Below are 13,977 nucleotides of genomic sequence, written 5' to 3'. Positions count from 1 at the left end.
GGCCCTATCCTGCCGGGTCCGGCTCGTCCGCTGCCAGCGCGAGCGCCGTGCCCACCAGACCGATGTGGCTGAAGGCCTGCGGGAAGTTGCCGAGCTGGCGGCCGGTCGCCGGGTCGTACTCCTCCGCGAGGAGCCCCACGTCGTTGCCGAGCGCGACGAGCCGCTCGAAGAGCGCCCGCGCCTCCCCGGGCCGCCCGGTCATCCGCAGGGCGTCCGCCAGCCAGAACGAGCAGACCAGGAAGGTCCCCTCCTGCCCCGGCAGGCCGTCCACCGCCGTCGAGTCGGCGCTGTAGCGGCGCACGTACCCGTCGTGCATCAGCTCCGTCATGACCGCGTCCACCGTGCCCACCACCCGGGGGTCGTCCGGCGGCAGGAAGCCCACCTGGGGGATGAGCAGGGTGGCGGCGTCCAGCTCCCGCGAGCCGTACGACTGGGTGAAGGTGTTCCGCACGGGGTCGTACGCCTTGTCGCACACCTGGGCGTGGATGTCGTCCCGCATGGCCCGCCAGCGGGCCGCGTCCCCCGGCAGCGACGGGTCGGCCTCCAGGGTGCGCACGGCCCGGTCGGCGGCCACCCAGGCCATCACCTTCGAATGGGTGAAGTGGCGGCGCGGTCCGCGCACCTCCCACAGCCCCTCGTCGGGCTCCCGCCAGGTCGACTCCAGGAAGCCCAGCAGGCTCAGCTGGAGGTTCCAGGCGTGCCGCTCCGCCGGGATCCCGGCCTCCCGCGCCCGGTTGAGCGAGTCCATGACCTCGCCGTACACGTCGAGCTGGAACTGGTCCACGGCCGCGTTCCCGGTCCGCACCGGCGCCGAGTCGGCGTACCCCCGCAGCCACGGCAGGGTCGTCTCGGGCAGCCGGCGCTCCCCGGCCGGGCCGTACATGATCTGGAGGTCGGCCGGGTCGCCCGCGACCGAGCGCAGCAGCCAGTCGCGCCAGGCGGCGGCCTCCTCCACGTACCCGGCGGCGAGCAGCGCGCCCAGGGTGAGGGAGGAGTCGCGCAGCCAGCAGGAGCGGTAGTCCCAGTTCCGCACGCCGCCGACCTCCTCCGGCAGGGAGGTGGTGGGGGCGGCGACGATCCCCCCGGTGGGGGCGTACGTGAGCGCCTTCAGGGTGATCAGGGAGCGCATCACCGCCTCCCGGTGGGGTCCCCGGTAGGTGCAGCGGGCCGCCCACTCCCGCCAGTCCGCGAGCGACTGCTCCAGCGCCTCGAAGGGGTCGATCAGGTCGGGGCGCGGCTCGTGCGAGGGGTGCCAGGTCAGCACGAAGGCCACCTTCTCGCCGGCGGAGACGGTGAAGGAGGAGCAGGTGGAGAACTGCTGGCCCCAGGTCTTCACGTGCGGTTCGCTGCGCAGCCAGACCGCGTCGGGCCCGGCGACCGCCACCCGGTGGCCGTCCGCCCTGCGCATCCAGGGCACGATCGAGCCGTAGTCGAAGCGCAGCCGCAGGACGGCGCTCATCTCGACGCTGCCGCTGACCCCCTCGACGATCCGCATCACGTCGGGGTAGGCGTCCCGCTGCGGCATGAAGTCGATGACCTTGACGGTGCCGGTACGGGTCTCCCAGGAGGTCTCCAGGACGAGGGAGTCCTCGGCGTAGCGGCGGGAGGTGCAGGTCGTGGCGCCCTTGGGGGCGATCCGCCAGTGCCCGTTCTCCTCATCGCCGAGGACGGCGGCGAAGCAGGCGGCCGAGTCGAACCGGGGCAGACACAGCCAGTCGACCGATCCGTCACGGCCGACGAGCGCGGCGGTCTGGAGATCGCCGATGAGGGCGTAGTCGTCGATGTGTTGCATCACGCTCGGGCTGTTCCCGGAAGCGGCGGCGGTCAATCAGCGCGACGGCGTGGCCAGGGTCTCCGCGGCGTCCGGTTCCGGCGTTCCGGCGGTCCCGGCGGCGGCTCCGGCCTCCCGGTCGCGCTTCTCGCGGCGCACCAGGATCACCCAGCCGACGGGCACGCCGGCCGCGAAGAGCCACCACTGCACGGCGTACGCCATGTGGGCGCCGATCGAGTCGTGGTCGGGCTCGGGGATCTGTTCGAGGGTGCCGTCGGCGGGGTCGGGCGCGGTCTGCTCGACGTAGCCGCCGAGGACCTCGCGGCCGATGAGCTCGGCCTGCTGCCGGCTGTTGATCAGCATGACCTGCCGGTCGGGCAGGCCCTTGAGGTCCTTGATGCCGCTGGCGCCGGTCGTCTCGTCGGCCTTGAGCCGGCCGGCGATGGTGACCTCGCCCTTCGGGACGGGCGGCACCGCCGGGTAGGAGTGCTGGTCGGCGGCGGCCGGCACCCAGCCCCGGTTGACCATCACGATCTTCCCGTCCCGCAGGACCAGCGGGGTCAGGACGTGGACGCCGATCCGGTCGTCGGAGGAGGTGCGGCGGCGGACGACCACCTCGTGGGAGGTGTCGAAGGTGCCGGTGGCGGTCACCGGGCGCCAGTAGTCGGCGCGCGGGACGGTGTGACCGGGGGAGGTGAGCTCCTCGACCGGCACCGGCTTCGCGCTGACGCTGTCCTCGATCAGGGCGTTCTGGGCGACCCGGCGCTCGTGCCGGTGGAACTGCCAGAAGCCCAGCTCGATCATCGTGGGGACGAGGACGAGGGCGATCAGGGTGAGGATCACCCACTGCCGGGACAACAGGAAGCGGTACACCCCATGACCGTACAGCGGGGGCCACGGGGTGCACGCAGGGGGGTTGGGGGCGCCGGCGCGCCCTCCGGAATCGTTTCTTCGGGTTCCGTCCTCACACCTTGTCGACGATGCCCACCTTCCCCTCCGCGCGGGCGCAGTGGCCGCCGCAGTACCAGCTGCCCTCCACCTCGACGCCCTGGCCGATGATCTGGACCCGGCAGTGCTCGCAGATGGGCGCCATGCGGTGGATGGCGCAGGCGAAGCAGTCGAAGACGTGCACCGCGCCCTGCGCGTGCACCTCGAAGGACATGCCGTAATCGTTTCCGCAGACCTCACAACGTGCCATGCGCCACAGGGTGGGGCTCCTCGCGGGCGCGCGCGGTCCGGCACGCCCGGAGGGGCCGGGGTGTCACCCGTCTGCCGGGGCCACGTCCCGCAGCAGCTGGGTGTAGGCGGCCTCGTCGACGACGGGCGTGCCGAAGGACCGGGCCTTGAGGGTCTTGGAGGTGGCCGCGTCCGGGTCGTTGGTGACGAGCAGGCTCGTCAGCCGGGAGACGCTGGTGGCGACGTGCAGACCGGCCTCGACGGTGCGGTCCTCCAGGAGCTCGCGGTCGATGGAGGTGTCCCCGGAGAACGCCACCCGCATCCCCTGCTTGAGCGGCTCGTCGGCCGTGTAACGGCCGGGATTGGGATACGGGCAGGCCGGCCGTTTCCGCGAGGGACGCCAGCTGTTCGCCCGGTACGAGGAGGAGGGGTACGCGGCGGGCGCGGCCGGGGAGGCGGCCCACTCGGTCAGCGGCCGGCACTCCAGGAGCGGCAGCCGCACGCCCTGCTCGGCCGCCGCGTGCAGGCTCGGCCGGAACGCCTCGGCGAGCACCCGGGCGTCGTCCAGCGCGTTGTGCGCCTGGCGCTGCTCGACGCCGAAGTGCGCGGCGAGCGACTCCAGCTTGTGGTTGGGCAGCGGCAGCGACAGCTGCTTGGAGAGCGCGATCGTGCACAGGCGCTGCCGCACGGGCGCGGTGGACTCGGCGCGCGCGTACTCCCGGGCGATCATCTGCCAGTCGAAGATCGCGTTGTGCGCGACGAGCACCCGCCCGTCGAGCCGGGCCGCGAACTCGGCCGCGATCTCCGGGAAGAGCGGCGCGCCCTCCAGGGCGTCGCTGGTCAGCCCGTGGATCCACACCGGACCCGGGTCGCGCTCGGGGTTGACGAGGCTGTACCAGTGGTCCTCGACGTTCCCCTGGGCGTCCAGCCGGTAGACGGCGGCGGACACGATCCGGTCGTCGCGGGCGAGGCCGGTGGTCTCCACGTCGACGACCGCGTACCCCTGCGGGTAGGCGGCCGGCCACGCTGCTGCTGTCGTGAGGTCGTCGAGCATGGTCATTGAGAATACGGCCCGCGACCGACAATCCCCTCCCCGGACTCCGGGGGCACCCCGCCCGCCGGGCCTCCGGGCGGGTCGTTCCACGGCCGGCGGCCGGCCGGGTGCGACCCTCCTGACGTGACCGAACCCCCCGCGCCCGCCGAGGCCCACGGCGGCGGCCTCGGCCCCCGCCTCAACCGGCTCCGGGCCGCGGTCCTCGGCGCCAACGACGGCGTCGTCTCCACGGCGGGCCTCGTCGTCGGCGTCGCCGGGGCCACCGGCTCCAGGTCCGCGCTGCTCACGGCCGGTCTCTCCGGGCTGTTCGCCGGGTCGATGTCGATGGCGGCGGGGGAGTACGTCTCGGTCTCCACCCAGCGCGACTCCGAGAAGGCGGCGCTCGCCGAGGAGAGGCGCGAGCTGCGCGAGCGGCCCGCGGCCGAGCTCGACGAACTCGCCGCCCTCCTGGCCGCCCGGGGCCTCTCCCCGGACGTCGCCCGCGAGGCCGCCGAGCAGCTCACGGCCCGCGACGCCCTGCGCGCCCACGCGCGCGTGGAGCTGGGCATCGACCCGGACGCCCTCACCGACCCCTGGCACGCGGCCGTCGCCAGCTTCCTCGCCTTCACCGCCGGGGCCCTGCTCCCGCTCCTCGCGATCGTCCTGCCCCCGCCCTCCGCCCGCCTCTGGATCACCGTCCTCTCGGTCCTGGCGGCCCTCGCCCTCACCGGCTGGTCCAGCGCCCGCCTGGGCGCCGCCCCACCGGCCCGCGCGGTCCTGCGCAACGTGGCGGGCGGGGCCCTGGCGATGGGGGTGACGTACGGGGCGGGAACGCTGCTCGGGGCGGCGGGCGTCTGAGCCCGGCCCGGAGGGGCTTGTCGGAAGGTGCCAAAGCCTGCTGACAACCCGTCTCGCATACTTGTTGGTAACAACGTCTAGCCGCGCCCCGACCCCCGCCTCTACCGTCGACGACATGCCGAACCTGCCCGATGTCGTGCTCTGGTCCATACCGGCGTTCGTCCTGCTCACCGTCCTGGAGATGGTCAGCCACCGGATCCACCCCGACGAGGACGCCGCCGGGTACGAGACCAAGGACGCCGCCACCAGCATCGGCATGGGTCTGGGGAGCCTGGCCTTCGACGCGCTGTGGAAGATCCCCGTGGTGGCGATCTACACCGCCGTCTACGAGCTGACCCCGCTCCGCGTGCCCGTCCTCTGGTGGACGATCCCGCTCATGCTGCTCGCCCAGGACTTCTTCTACTACTGGCAGCACCGCGGGCACCACGTCGTCCGCATCCTCTGGGCCTGCCACGTCGTCCACCACAGCAGCCGCCGGTTCAACCTCACCACCGCCCTGCGCCAGCCGTGGACCAGCGTGACCTCCTGGCCGTTCTACCTGCCGATGATCGCCCTCGGCGTGCACCCGGCGGCCGTCGCCTTCTGCTACTCGGTCAACCTCGTCTACCAGTTCTGGATCCACACCGAGCGCGTCGGCAAGCTGCCGCGCCCCTTCGAGTACCTCTTCAACACCCCCTCGCACCACCGCGTCCACCACGCCTCCCAGGGCGGCTACCTGGACCGGAACTTCGGAGGGATCCTCATCGTCTGGGACCGGATGTTCGGCTCCTGGGTCGGCGAGACCGAGCGGCCCGTCTACGGTCTCACCAAGAACATCGAGACGTACAACCCGCTCCGGGTCGCCACCCACGAGTACGCCGCCATCGCCCGCGACCTGCGGGCGGCGAACGGCTGGCGCGAGCGGGCCGGACGGGTCTTCGGCGGCCCGGGCTGGCAGCCGGCCCCTGCACCGGCCCCTGCACCGGCACCAGTCCCGGTCCCGCCCGAGGCAGGCCCCGTCACCACCGGCCCCGCCCCGGCCGGCCCCGCCGCGGAGTCCGCCGCGTGAGCGCCCCCGCCGCGCCGCGGGCCGAGTCGTCCGCCCCGCGCGCCCCCGCCCTCTCCCGCGCGCTGCTCGTCGCCCTCGGGATCGCCGTCGCCGTCGACCTGGTCTCCCTGCTCGCCGGGGCCGAGCTCGGCCACCGGATCGCCAAGCCGCTCCTGATGCCGCTGCTCGCCGCGTACGCCGCCACCAAGGGGGCCCCGAAGCTCCTGGTCGTGGCGCTCCTCTTCGGCTGGGGCGGCGACGTCTTCCTGCTCTCCGACGCCGACTGGGCCTTCCTCGTCGGCATGGGCTCCTTCGCCGCCGGGCACGTCTGCTACCTGGTGCTCTTCGGCCGCCGGCGCACGTCCCCGGCGCTCGGCGCCCTCTACGCCGTCGCCCTCGTCGGCACCGTCGCGCTCCTCTGGCCCGACCTCCCCGCCGAGCTGCGGATCCCGGTCGCCGGGTACTCGCTGCTGCTCACCGCCATGGCCTACCGCGCGAGCTCCCTCGGACTCCTCGCCGGTCTCGGCGGCGCCCTCTTCCTGCTGTCCGACACCCTCATCGCCACCGGCGTCGCCGAGTGGCCCCAGCCGCCCGCGCCCGACTTCTGGATCATGCTGACCTACCTCGCGGCGCAGTGCCTGCTGGCGGCCGGGGCGCTCCGGGCGATGTACGGTGAAAGTCGTACAACCGTCTGACAGCAAGGACCGTCCGTCATGCGCGCCACCACCATCCACGCCCCGTTCGACATGCGCGTGGAGGACGTGCCCGACCCGGTGATCCAGGATCCCCAGGACGTCGTCCTGCGGGTCCTGCGCGCCTGCGTCTGCGGCAGCGACCTGTGGGCCTACCGCGGCGAGTCCGCCCGGCAGCCGGGCCAGCGCATCGGCCACGAGTTCCTCGGCGTCGTCGAGGAGGCCGGCGACGGGGTCCGCGGCTTCCGCAGGGGCGACCTCGTCGTCGCCCCCTTCGTCTGGTCCGACGGCACCTGCGCGTACTGCGCCGAGGGCCTCCAGACCTCCTGCCCGCGCGGCGGCTTCTGGGGCTCCGCGGGCTCCGACGGCGGCCAGGGCGAGGCCGTCCGCGTCCCCTTCGCCGACGGCACCCTCGTCAAGCTGCCCGCCGAGGCGGCCTCCGACGACCGGCTCCTGACCGCCCTGCTCGCCCTCTCCGACGTCCTGGGCACCGGCCACCACGCCGCCCTCGGCGCGGGAGTGGGGCCCGGCTCCACCGTCGCCGTCGTCGGCGACGGAGCCGTCGGCCTCTGCGGCGTCCTCGCCGCCAAGCGGCTCGGCGCCGAGCGGATCATCGCGCTCGGCCGGCACACCGCCCGCACCGACATCGCCCGCGCCTTCGGCGCCACCGACGTCGTCGCCGAGCGCGGGGAGGCCGCCGAGGCCGCCGTCCGCGAGCTCACCGGCGGCCAGGGCGCCCACGGCGTCATCGAGGCCGTCGGCACCGAACAGTCCATGCGGACCGCCGTCGCGATCGCCCGCGACGGCGGGTCCATCGGCTACGTCGGCGTCCCGCACGGCAGCGGCACCGGCCTCGACCTGTCCGTCATGTTCGACCGGAACATCGCGCTGCGCGGCGGCGTCGCCCCCGTGCGCGCGTACATCCCGGAACTCCTCCCGGACGTCCTCGACGGCACGATCGACCCGTCCCCGGTCTTCGACCTGACCGTCGGCCTCGACGGCGTCCCCGGCGGCTACAAGGCCATGGACGAGCGCACCGCCCTCAAGGTCCTCGTCAAGCCGTAGGACCCGTCCACGCGGGCGCGTCCGCCCCCGGCAGGCCCGGCGGCCGCGACCAGCCCGCCGGGCCGCCCTCGTACGCGACCGGGGACAGCGCGTGCCGCAGCCGCCCGAGCGGGCCCTGCGACTCGGTGAGGTACCGCCCGGGGTCGTACGCGGGCAGCGCGTGCGTCAGCCAGTGGCCCGTCCGCGCGAGGGCCAGGCGGACGAGCCGGGTGCCGCCGTCCCGGTCCCGCTCGGTCAGCGACCGCAGGACCGCCGCCGCGAGGAGATAGCCGGTGCCGTGGTCCAGGGCCTGCGCGGGCAGCGCGCCCGGCTCCTCCGCCGAGCCCTCCACCACGGCGATCCCGGTCGCCGCCTGCACCAGCGAGTCGAAGCCGCGCCGCCCGCCCCACGGCCCGTGCTCGCCCCAGGCGGAGACCCGGGCCGTGACCAGCCCCGGGCGGTGGAGGTCGAAGCGGTCGAGCGCGCCCGGCCGGTAGCCGGTCACCAGCACGTCGGCCGCGTCCAGGAGTTCGCCGAAGGTGCGCCGGTCCGTGGGCCGCTCCAGGTCGAGGACGGTCGTCCGCTTCCCGACGTTCGTGTCCGCGTGCTGGTCCGGCAGCTCCGGATTGCCCGGCGGATCGATCCGCAGCACGTCCGCGCCGAGCAGCGCGAGCGTCCGGGTCGCCACGGGGCCCGCGAGCACCCGGGTCAGGTCCAGGACCCGCGGCGGCCCCGTACGCGGCCGGGGCGGCGCCTCGTCGAGCCGTTCCCGGGTCAGCAGCGGGCTCTCCGCCACCGCCCGGCCCTGCGGATGCGCCGCCCACTCCCCGGGGGTGCGCAGGGCGACGGCCAGGCCCCCGGCCCCGTACACCGCCGTCTCGACCTCGACGGCCCGCCGCCCGCCGATCGCCGCCGCCACCTCCTCGACCGCCCCGGACGGCACGCCGAGGGCGGCCAGGAGCGCCGCCCGGTGGTGCGGATAGTTGGCGTGGGTGCGGACCCAGCCGTCCGCCGCCCGCCAGAACCGGGAGAGGGGCGCGAAGTTCACCGGCGCCCGCCCGTCCACCCGCAGGTGCCGCTCGCTCGTGAAGGCGGTGGCCACCGCCCCGTCGTCCACCCGCACCGGCCCCGGGAGCCCCGCCCGCTCGACCGCCGCGAGCCCCGCCACCGCGACCGAGGCCCGCGCCAGGTCCATCACCGGCAGCCGGGCCGGCAGCAGCCCCGAGGGCCCGGTGAACGACACCCGGTCGACGAGGGCGGGATCACCGCCGAGGGCCGACCACAGCGACTCCGTACCCGTGCGCACCGTGCTGTCCATGGCGTTCATGGAGTCCATGATCCGCGCCGGGGCCGGTCACGCGAAAGGGCCCCGGCGCGGCGTACCGCACCGGGGCCCCGACGACCGCTGGTTACCAGCGGACCGCGTCGAGCGCGTCGATCAGACCGGCCCCGTAGAAGCCGTTCTTGTTCTTGCCGCCCTCGCAGACGGCGTCGATCGTGCCGTCGGCGTCGATGTCGTACGGGTTCGTGCAGGCGCGCTTGTCGGCCTGCGCGTACAGCAGCGCCTTCAGCGCCGCCGGGCTCGCGCCCGGGTGCTTCGACTTGATGAGCGCCAGGACGCCCGCCGCGTGCGGCGAGGCCATCGACGTGCCGCCCTTGTAGTTGTAGCCGCCGTTGACCGTGGTCGACAGGATCAGGCCGTTCACCGCCGGGGCGTCCGGCGTCTGGTACGCGGTGCGGTCGCCGCCGGGCGCGGCGACGTCGATGACGCCGAGGCCGTAGTTCGAGTAGGACGCCTTGAGGTCCTTGGCGCCGGTCGCGGAGACCGTGACGACGCCCGGGAGCATCGCCGGGTAGTCCAGGCACTTCTTCGGGTCGATGGTCCGGCCGCCCGGCGTGGAGTCGTTCGGGCTGCTGTCGTCGACGATCGAGTCGGCCGCCAGGTCGAACTTGGAGTTGCCGGCCGCCGCCACGTTGACCGTGCCCTTGCGCTCCGCGTAGCGGGTGGCGCGGGTGACGGCCTCGATCAGGGCCTTCTGGTCCGCGTCGTTCTTGCACGCGAACATCCACGGGTCGGTGTAGTAGCTGTTGTTCGTGATGTCGACGCCGTGCTCGGCCGCCCACACGAAGCCGCAGACCACGGCCTCCGTGTAGAAGAAGCCGTCCGGCGTGGACACCTTGATGCCGGAGACCTTCACGCCCGGGGCGACACCGGTGATGCCGATGCCGTTCTTGGCGGCGGCGATCGTACCGGCGACGTGCGTGCCGTGGTCGCTCTCGCCCGGGTTCGGACGCCACGAACCGGGGGTGGTGTCCGGCTTGCCGGAGACGCAGTTCGCGGAGGCCTTGGCGTTGAAGTTCGGGGCCAGGTCCGGGTGGGTGTCGTCCACGCCCGTGTCGATGACGCCGACGGTGACGCGCTTGCTGCCGAGCGTCCGCTGGTGCGCCTTGTCGGCCTTGATCGCCGGCAGGTCCCACTGCAGGGGCTCCAGCGCGTCCTGCTCGTCCGTCGCCCGGGCCGCGGCGGCCTTGGCCTCGGCCTCGGTCAGCTCCTGCGTGCCGCCGCCGACCGACTTGTCGCCCTGCACGGAGAGCGGGGCGGTACGGGTCGCGCCGGCCGACACCACGCCGCGCGCCTTGCGGACCTGCTTCGCGAAGTCCGGGTTCTGCGAGTGGACGACTATCACGCCTATCTGGTCGTAGGAGACGACGACCGTACCGCCCGCGGCGGCTATCGCCTTCTTCACTGACTTGGCGGTCGAGTGGCCCCCGTCGACGTTCACGACGTACGACAGCTTCGGTCCGTCCGTCGCCACGGCGGCGGCCGGGGCGTCGCTCAGCTCCGCGGCCGAGGCACCGGAGGGAAGGAAGCCGAGCGAGGCCGTGAGCGCGAGGCCGACCGGCAGAGCGAGAGCTCGGCCGCGCCTCGATCCCAGATGAGCCATGGGTTCTCCACATCATCCGTATGTACTGCTCGCGCGCGGGTTTGCGCGCGGACAGGTGCATGACGAGTGAAGCTATCGCTGATCTTCCTGTCCCATCAATGAGTTGAGAAGACTTCATGAAGATCTGCCCGAGAAAATCCTCGGGGTGAACCGCTTCGCTTCCTCCTCCGTGCCGTTGTGCAGGGGAGGGCTCCACCCGGAGCCCTGGCTCCCGCACCCCCGGTGAGGCCCCCTTTGACCCAGCCGTCCGCCCCCGCGTCACGAGGAGATTCCGTGGCTACCGAAGCACCGCCGCCAGCCCGAAACGGCACGGAGACCGATCGGGTTCCCGTGCCGCCCACCACGGAGCAGTTCGTCGAGGTGCAGGAGGGCGAGGAGTTCGGCGAACTGCGCCGCACCTACCGCTCGTTCGCCTTCCCCCTCACTCTCGCCTTCATCGCCTGGTACCTGCTCTACGTGCTGCTCTCCAACTACGCGGGCGGCTTCATGGGCACCAGGCTCTTCGGCAACATCAACGTGGCGCTGGTCCTGGGCCTCGGCCAGTTCCTCACCACCTTCCTCATCGCCTGGCTCTACTCGCGGCACGCGGCGAACCGGCTCGACCCCAAGGCCGAGGCCATCAAGTCCCGTATGGAGGGCGACGCATGAGCACCCCCGTCCTGCTCGCGGCGGGCAACGCCACCGGCGAGCACCGGCCCCTGATCATCGCCCTGTTCGGCGCCTTCGTGATCGCCACCCTCGTCATCACCGTGTGGGCCGGCCGGCAGACCCGCAGCGCCGCCGACTTCTACGCCGGCGGACGCCAGTTCACCGGCTTCCAGAACGGCCTGGCGATCTCCGGCGACTACATGTCCGCCGCGTCCTTCCTCGGCATCGCCGGCGCCATCGCCCTCTTCGGCTACGACGGCTTCCTCTACTCGATCGGCTTCCTCGTCGCCTGGCTCGTCGCCCTGCTCCTGGTCGCCGAACCGCTGCGCAACTCCGGCCGCTTCACCATGGGCGACGTCCTCGCCTACCGGATGCGCCAGCGCCCGGTCCGCACCGCCGCCGGCACCTCCACCATCGTCGTCTCGATCTTCTACCTGCTCGCGCAGATGGCCGGAGCGGGCGTCCTCGTCTCGCTGCTCCTCGGCATCACCAGCGACGGCGGCAAGGTCGCGATCGTCGCCCTCGTCGGCGTCCTGATGATCGTGTACGTGACCATCGGCGGCATGAAGGGCACCACCTGGGTGCAGATGGTCAAGGCCGTCCTGCTCATCGCGGGCACGCTCCTGATCACCTTCCTCATCCTGTGGAAGTTCCACTTCAACCTGTCGGAGCTGCTCGGCGCGGCCGCCACCAACAGCGGCAAGGGCCAGGCCTTCCTGGAGCCCGGCCTCAAGTACGGCGCCACCGCGACCTCGAAGCTGGACTTCCTCTCGCTCGGCATCGCGCTCGTCCTCGGCACGGCCGGCCTGCCCCACATCCTCATCCGCTTCTACACGGTCCCGACCGCCAAGGCCGCCCGGAAGTCGGTCAACTGGGCCATCGGCATCATCGGCGCCTTCTACCTGATGACCATCGTCCTGGGCTTCGGCGCCGCCGCCCTGCTCAAGAACAGCGACATCATCGCCTCCAACAAGGCGGGCAACACCGCGGCCCCGCTCGCGGCCCTGGAGATCGGCGGCGGAGCCGGCTCCACCGGCGGCGCGATCCTCCTCGCCGTCATCTCCGCCGTCGCCTTCGCGACCATCCTCGCCGTCGTCGCCGGCCTGACCCTGGCCTCCTCGTCGTCCTTCGCGCACGACATCTACGCCAACGTCATCCGGCGCGGACAGGCCACCGAGAAGGAGGAGGTGCGGGCCGCCCGCTGGGCGACCGTCCTCATCGGCGTCGTCTCCATCGCGCTCGGCGCCCTCGCCCGCGACCTCAACGTCGCCGGCCTGGTCGCCCTCGCCTTCGCGGTCGCCGCCTCCGCCAACCTGCCGACGATCCTGTACTCGCTCTTCTGGAAGCGGTTCACCACCCAGGGCGCCCTGTGGTCGATCTACGGCGGTCTGGTCTCCGCCGTCGTCCTGGTGCTGTTCTCGCCGGTCGTCTCCGGCAAGCCGACCTCGATGTTCAAGAGCGTCGACTTCTACTGGTTCCCGCTGGAGAACCCCGGGCTCGTCTCCATCCCGCTCGGCTTCCTGCTCGGCTGGCTCGGCTCGGTCCTCTCCAAGGAGAAGGCCGACAAGGGCAAGTACGCGGAGCTGGAGGTCAAGTCCCTCACCGGTGTCGGAGCGCACTGAACCGCACACGTTCCGCATTTCCCGGGCGGCCGCGTCGTAGGCTTCTACGACGCGGCCGCTCCGGTCCTCGTGACAATCTGTCCTGCTCGATGTCGCACCGCTCGCGTAGGCTCGGAACAGGCGATCGAAACGAACCGATCCACAGACGGGGAGGGGGCCCACCGTGCTCATCGACACCTTCGGCCGGGTCGCCACCGACCTGCGCGTCTCGCTCACGGACCGGTGCAACCTGCGCTGCACGTACTGCATGCCGGAGGAGGGCCTCCAGTGGCTCGCCAAACCGGACCTGCTCACGGACGACGAGATCGTCCGGCTCATCCGCATCGCCGTCACCGACCTCGGCGTCACCGAGGTCCGCTTCACCGGCGGCGAGCCGCTGCTCCGCCCCGGGCTCGTCGGCATCGTCGAGCGCTGCGCGGCCCTGGAGCCCCGCCCCCGGATGTCCCTCACCACCAACGGCATCGGGCTCAAGCGCACCGCGACCGCCCTGAAGGCCGCGGGCCTCGACCGGGTCAACGTCTCCCTCGACACCCTGCGCCCCGACGTCTTCAAGACCCTCACCCGCCGCGACCGGCACCGGGACGTCCTCGACGGCATGGCCGCCGCCCGCGACGCCGGCCTGGTCCCGGTCAAGGTCAACGCCGTCCTGATGCCCGGGCTCAACGACGACGAGGCCCCCGACCTGCTGGCCTGGGCGATCGAGGAGGGGTACGAGCTCCGCTTCATCGAGCAGATGCCGCTCGACGCCCAGCACGGCTGGAAGCGCGACGGCATGATCACCGCGGGGGACATCCTGGAGTCCCTGCGCACCCGCTTCGCCCTGACCCCGGAGGGCGCCGACGAGCGCGGCTCGGCCCCCGCCGAGCGCTGGGTCGTCGACGGCGGACCGCACACGGTCGGCGTCATCGCCTCCGTCACCCGCCCGTTCTGCCGGGCCTGCGACCGCACCCGGCTCACCGCCGACGGACAGGTCCGCACCTGCCTCTTCGCCACCGAGGAGACCGACCTGCGGGCCGCGCTCCGCTCGGACGCGGGGGACGCCGAGGTCGCGGAGCTCTGGAAGAAGGCGATGTGGGGCAAGAAGGCCGGCTCCGGCCTCGACGACCCGAGCTTCCTCCAGCCCGACCGCCCGATGTCGGCGATCGGCGGCTGACCCCCGCG

At 73.0% G+C, this 13,977-nt stretch carries 13 protein-coding genes; 7 read left to right on the top strand and 6 right to left on the bottom strand.

All coding sequences use genetic code 11. The features are described 5' to 3' along the window. Positions 1–4: 4 nt before the first annotated feature. From ACIQD7_RS11525 to ACIQD7_RS11510, 4 genes are all read right to left on the bottom strand, one after another. On the bottom strand, positions 5–1,792 hold the full coding sequence (locus tag ACIQD7_RS11525; protein ID WP_402442320.1) for a glycoside hydrolase family 15 protein: 1,788 nt from the start codon (positions 1,790–1,792) through the stop codon (positions 5–7). A 36-nt stretch (positions 1,793–1,828) separates the two neighbouring features. Beyond that, positions 1,829–2,644: an SURF1 family protein gene (locus ACIQD7_RS11520; protein WP_402441423.1), complete on the bottom strand. Its 816-nt coding sequence runs from the start codon at positions 2,642–2,644 to the stop codon at positions 1,829–1,831. 91 nt (positions 2,645–2,735) lie between these two features. Then, positions 2,736–2,969: a hypothetical protein gene (locus ACIQD7_RS11515; protein ID WP_078489738.1), complete on the bottom strand. Its 234-nt coding sequence runs from the start codon at positions 2,967–2,969 to the stop codon at positions 2,736–2,738. 63 nt (positions 2,970–3,032) lie between these two features. Further along, complete coding sequence (locus ACIQD7_RS11510; protein WP_121833478.1) at positions 3,033–4,007, bottom strand: DEDDh family exonuclease; 975 nt, start codon at positions 4,005–4,007, stop codon at positions 3,033–3,035. Between the two features lie 117 nt (positions 4,008–4,124). Here ACIQD7_RS11510 and ACIQD7_RS11505 point away from each other — a divergent pair, with 117 nt between their 5' ends. The 4 genes from ACIQD7_RS11505 to ACIQD7_RS11490 all read left to right on the top strand — a co-directional run bounded on the left by ACIQD7_RS11505 (position 4,125) and on the right by ACIQD7_RS11490 (position 7,622). Then, positions 4,125–4,838, top strand: a complete 714-nt coding sequence (locus tag ACIQD7_RS11505) for a VIT family protein (RefSeq protein ID WP_402441422.1) — start codon at positions 4,125–4,127, stop codon at positions 4,836–4,838. Between the two features lie 115 nt (positions 4,839–4,953). After that, positions 4,954–5,886, top strand: a complete 933-nt coding sequence (locus ACIQD7_RS11500; RefSeq protein ID WP_402441421.1) for a sterol desaturase family protein — start codon at positions 4,954–4,956, stop codon at positions 5,884–5,886. Further along, positions 5,883–6,560 carry a lysoplasmalogenase gene (locus tag ACIQD7_RS11495; RefSeq protein WP_402441420.1) on the top strand — a complete coding sequence of 226 codons (678 nt, stop codon included), beginning with the start codon at positions 5,883–5,885 and terminating at the stop codon, positions 6,558–6,560. Before ACIQD7_RS11500 ends, ACIQD7_RS11495 begins: the two co-directional genes overlap by 4 nt. An 18-nt stretch (positions 6,561–6,578) precedes the next feature. After that, positions 6,579–7,622, top strand: coding sequence for a zinc-dependent alcohol dehydrogenase family protein (locus ACIQD7_RS11490; RefSeq protein WP_402441419.1), 1,044 nt, complete (start codon positions 6,579–6,581; stop codon positions 7,620–7,622). Here ACIQD7_RS11490 and ACIQD7_RS11485 read toward each other — a convergent pair. Together ACIQD7_RS11485 and ACIQD7_RS11480 are read right to left on the bottom strand one after the other, a co-directional pair. Further along, the gene (locus tag ACIQD7_RS11485) at positions 7,612–8,919 is read right to left on the bottom strand and encodes a CoA transferase (RefSeq protein WP_402442318.1); all 1,308 of its coding nucleotides are present in this window, start codon (positions 8,917–8,919) and stop codon (positions 7,612–7,614) included. The two genes, ACIQD7_RS11490 and ACIQD7_RS11485, sit on opposite strands and share 11 nt — an antisense overlap. A gap of 91 nt (positions 8,920–9,010) precedes the next feature. Further along, positions 9,011–10,546: a S8 family peptidase gene (locus ACIQD7_RS11480; protein ID WP_402441418.1), complete on the bottom strand. Its 1,536-nt coding sequence runs from the start codon at positions 10,544–10,546 to the stop codon at positions 9,011–9,013. A gap of 273 nt (positions 10,547–10,819) precedes the next feature. On the opposite strand from ACIQD7_RS11480, the gene ACIQD7_RS11475 reads away from it, so the two are divergent. From ACIQD7_RS11475 to moaA, 3 genes are all read left to right on the top strand, one after another. Further along, entirely contained in the window at positions 10,820–11,194 is a 375-nt protein-coding gene (locus ACIQD7_RS11475) for a DUF485 domain-containing protein (protein ID WP_121830432.1), read from the top strand. Beyond that, positions 11,191–12,816 carry a cation acetate symporter gene (locus tag ACIQD7_RS11470; protein WP_402441417.1) on the top strand — a complete coding sequence of 542 codons (1,626 nt, stop codon included), beginning with the start codon at positions 11,191–11,193 and terminating at the stop codon, positions 12,814–12,816. The genes ACIQD7_RS11475 and ACIQD7_RS11470 overlap by 4 nt, the downstream gene beginning before the upstream one ends. 163 nt (positions 12,817–12,979) lie before the next feature. Continuing rightward, the gene (gene moaA / locus ACIQD7_RS11465; protein WP_383148867.1) at positions 12,980–13,969 is read left to right on the top strand and encodes a GTP 3',8-cyclase MoaA; all 990 of its coding nucleotides are present in this window, start codon (positions 12,980–12,982) and stop codon (positions 13,967–13,969) included. Positions 13,970–13,977: the final 8 nt, after the last annotated feature.

The organism is Streptomyces sp. NPDC093071 (assembly GCF_044754545.1).
Lineage (GTDB): Bacteria > Actinomycetota > Actinomycetes > Streptomycetales > Streptomycetaceae > Streptomyces.
The sequence above is the reverse complement of the archived record's forward strand: the minus strand, read 5'-3'. Positions and strand labels throughout refer to the sequence as shown.

What these genes read in the sequence shown, in the direction of transcription:
- ACIQD7_RS11525 (WP_402442320.1), bottom strand. Translation starts at nt 1,792, where the DNA reads ATGCAACACATCGACGACTACGCCCTCATCGGCGATCTCCAGACCGCC.
- ACIQD7_RS11515 (WP_078489738.1), bottom strand. Translation starts at nt 2,969, where the DNA reads ATGGCACGTTGTGAGGTCTGCGGAAACGATTACGGCATGTCCTTCGAG.
- ACIQD7_RS11500 (WP_402441421.1), top strand. Translation starts at nt 4,954, where the DNA reads ATGCCGAACCTGCCCGATGTCGTGCTCTGGTCCATACCGGCGTTCGTC.
- ACIQD7_RS11490 (WP_402441419.1), top strand. Translation starts at nt 6,579, where the DNA reads ATGCGCGCCACCACCATCCACGCCCCGTTCGACATGCGCGTGGAGGAC.
- ACIQD7_RS11470 (WP_402441417.1), top strand. Translation starts at nt 11,191, where the DNA reads ATGAGCACCCCCGTCCTGCTCGCGGCGGGCAACGCCACCGGCGAGCAC.
- ACIQD7_RS11485 (WP_402442318.1), bottom strand. Translation starts at nt 8,919, where the DNA reads ATGGACAGCACGGTGCGCACGGGTACGGAGTCGCTGTGGTCGGCCCTC.
- ACIQD7_RS11510 (WP_121833478.1), bottom strand. Translation starts at nt 4,007, where the DNA reads ATGACCATGCTCGACGACCTCACGACAGCAGCAGCGTGGCCGGCCGCC.
- ACIQD7_RS11480 (WP_402441418.1), bottom strand. Translation starts at nt 10,546, where the DNA reads ATGGCTCATCTGGGATCGAGGCGCGGCCGAGCTCTCGCTCTGCCGGTC.